The sequence below is a fragment of the Streptomyces sp. NPDC007875 genome (genome assembly GCF_042868035.1).
In the GTDB taxonomy this organism is placed as follows: domain Bacteria; phylum Actinomycetota; class Actinomycetes; order Streptomycetales; family Streptomycetaceae; genus Streptomyces; species Streptomyces antimycoticus.
Genome location: NZ_JBIADZ010000107.1, coordinates 1 through 1500 on the forward strand (window position 1 = coordinate 1; position 1500 = coordinate 1500).

The following is a 1500-nucleotide window of genomic DNA, read 5'->3' on the forward strand; positions in this document are numbered from 1 at the left end:
TAGGAGTTAAGTACCGCCAACGCCTGGTCGGGGGTCATGTCTTTGGCGGGAACGAAGAACGCGGTGGCGGCCTGTCCCCACCGGTCGTCGGACAGCCCGACAACGACGACCTCACTGACCGCCGGACAGCGGATCAGCCTGTCCTCGATCTCGTCCGGATAGATGTTCTCGCCACCGGAATTGATCATGTCGTCGACGCGTCCGGCGACCCACAGGTCCCCGTCCTCGTCGGCGATGGCGAGGTCTCCGGGGAAGAACCAGCCGTCGCGGATCGACTTGGCATCTGCGTCGGGGCGGTGCCAGTAGCCGGCGAATGCCTCCGGACTCCGCATGGAGATCGCGATCTGCCCCTGCTCGCCGGGGCCGACCAGCGCGTCGGGGCTGGCGTCTGGGACCGGTTCGACCAAGCGGACCCGGGAGAAGACACCGGCCCGGCCCGCGCACCCCGGCTTGGCAATGACGTCGGGCCCAACAGTGAAGGTGTAGATCTCAGTGCTGCCGAAGTGGTTGACGAAGGACTTCGGCTGCAGCGTGTCCGTCAGTTGCTCCACGAGTGCCGGGGTCATCGACGAGCCTGCGTAGGCCAGTTCGCGCACGGACGTGGCTTCCGCGAGGCGGCCGGTGCGCACCAGCGACCAGTAGATCGTCGGTACGAGGTAGAGGCAGCTGATGCGCTCTTCGGTGATGAGGGCGAGTGTCTCGTCGGCGTCGAACCGCACCTGCGGAGTCCACGTGCCCGCACCGACGACGGTGGCGATGAGTGTGCGCAGCCCCATGGTGTGGAACAGCGGCATCACGCCGAGCGTCACGTCGAAGGGGGCCTGTCCGCTCTGCAGCAGATGGGCGACCGAGGCGTGGTACTCGGCGCTGTGCGTCCGCGGCACGCCCTTGGGTCTGCCGGTGGTGCCCGAGGTATAGAGCATCACGCTGATGTCCTGCTCGGACACCCGGACGTCGAGCGGGCCGTCCGGCTGAGCGAGCGCGAGGCGCTCGATCGTCGCATCGGCCGGATCACCGGAGAGGATCCACGGCAGGGAGTCCATGCCGCTCAGTGCCTCCTCGGCGACGGCGGAAGTCGACGCGTCGCTGATCACCAGCGCGGGCTCGGCGTCGGAGAGGCAGTACTGGAGCTCCGAGGCGCTGAGGCGGAAGGACAGCGGCACCGAGACGGCACCCAGCTTCTGCACGGCCAGGTGCAGGCTGGCCAGCGGCTCACCCCCGGCCATCGAGAGCACCACCCGCCCGCCGGGGCGGACACCGAGCTCGGTCACGGCCCGCGCCAGCCGGTTGGTGTGGGCGTCCCATTCCCGGTAGGTCATCGGGGCCCTGCCGCCGACCGCCCGGCGCTGCGGATAGCGCTCGGCCGTCCAGCGCATAACCGTGCCCAGATCCATGGCCACCCCTCTCCATCAAGCTGCGCGATTGAGCACAACACAACCACACGCCCAGACCATCCCATTCGCACCGTCCATTTCGGACCGTGAGGCTTGAACCTACGGT

General features: G+C 68.3%; 1 protein-coding gene. It reads right to left on the reverse strand.

Annotation, left to right across the window (positions count from 1 at the left end; translation table 11 throughout):
* A partial coding sequence (locus ACFYOY_RS49140; protein WP_388594653.1) for an AMP-binding protein occupies window positions 1-1394 on the reverse strand: 1394 nt, incomplete at its 3' end.
* Window positions 1395-1500 lie beyond the last annotated feature (106 nt).